Origin of the sequence: Pseudomonas sp. PIC25 (genome assembly GCF_002286785.1) — a bacterium.
Classification (GTDB): domain Bacteria; phylum Pseudomonadota; class Gammaproteobacteria; order Pseudomonadales; family Pseudomonadaceae; genus Pseudomonas_M.
Map to the genome: position 1 here is coordinate 1 of NZ_MUJY01000146.1, position 1,437 is coordinate 1,437.

1 protein-coding gene is annotated in these 1,437 nt (G+C 60.1%); it reads right to left on the minus strand.

Translation table 11 applies throughout. The features are described 5' to 3' along the window. Window positions 1-273: 273 nt before the first annotated feature. Window positions 274-1,293: an IS110 family transposase gene (locus BZL41_RS18175; protein ID WP_095600611.1), complete on the minus strand. Its 1,020-nt coding sequence runs from the start codon at window positions 1,291-1,293 to the stop codon at window positions 274-276. Between the last annotated feature and the right edge of the window lie 144 nt (window positions 1,294-1,437).

Here is a 1,437-nt window from a genome sequence, read left to right on the forward strand (position 1 = left end):
CTTATATGGACGCCTCCCGGAGCTCAATCGGTAATCATGCTGGCGTGTAGGTAGGAGCAGTCTTATATCCGGCCTGTTGTGCAGGCCGACAAGCCCTGCTGGCCCTGATGGAATCCGCTGACCAGGCCCTCATCTGAAGAGCGAGCTGGGGGCAGTGCCCTTGGCTCATATTCCCTACCAGGTTTACCTCGTCACGGTCTGACCTATTCCGCCATCAACTGTTTACCGCCTGCGCTCCTTGTGAAGACTGGTGTGGTGATGCGTTTTCGCAGATCAACTGGGCGATGCACTGAATAGCTCGGCCCGGTAGGGCGATCCCTTGGCCAGTATTGCCCACACGGTTCGGGCGAGCTTGTTGGCCAACGCCGCGACCACCACGTTGTACGGTCGTCTGGCTAGTAAGCGCTCAACCCACTCGGATTTTTGGCCTTTGGCGATAATCGAGCGGGCACTGTGCATCAACAGCGTTCGTAGATACACGTCGCCACGCTTGCTCAAACCCAGCTGCCGAGTTCGGCCACCGGTGCCAGTTTGCCGTGGCACCAAGCCTAGCCAGGCCGCGAACTGCCGCCCCGAGTGGAAGCTCTTTGCCTCCCCAATGGCGGCCACCGCTGCGGTTGCGGTCAACAGGCCAATCCCTGGAATTTCTGCGAGCGCCTGGCAATCGCGGCGGTCGCGCAGGCAGCGTTTGAGCCGGCGTTCGATGAGTTTGATCTCCTCGTCCAGCCTGAGCACGCGTGCCCACTGCTCACGCAGACTCTCCAGCAGCAGCTCGGGCACCTGGTTCTCGGCTTGCGCAAAAGCGTCCGGCATTACCTTGACCAGCGGGGCGTAGCCCTCTGGCAAAATCATGCCGAACTCATAGAACAAGCCGCGCAACGCATTGCTTTGCATGATGCGAAATTTCAGCAGTTGGGCGCGGAGACGATGCAGCGAGAGGATGGCCTGTTGATCAACCTGCTTGATTGCGACCGTGCATGCCCCCGGCTGCTGCACGGCCGTCCAGATGGCTTGAGCGTCAGCCGCATCGGTCTTGTTCCGGAGCACAAAGGGTCGAACCGAGCGCGGCGCTAGCAGGCGCACTTCATGGCCTAGCTGCTGGAGCTGACGCGCCCACCAGTGGGCACTGCCACAGGCCTCTATGGCCACCAAGCTGGTCGGATAGTTCGCGAAGAACGGCAGGACTTCCTCACGCCTTAACTTGGTCCGCTCGATTGTTCCGCTGCTCCGATTGACGGTGTGCAGTTGGAACACCTTCTTGGCTATGTCCATTCCAATCACGCTATCTTTCATGATGGATCCTCCTGCTCAAGTGGTGAGGGCTAACCACTCTCCACTTTGGCACGTTGATGCCGTGGCAGTGAAAATCCCTCTCCTTCTGGAGGGACGCTGCTGCGGTCGGCCCGCTGCCGGGGGGAGGCGTCCATACCATCTGAA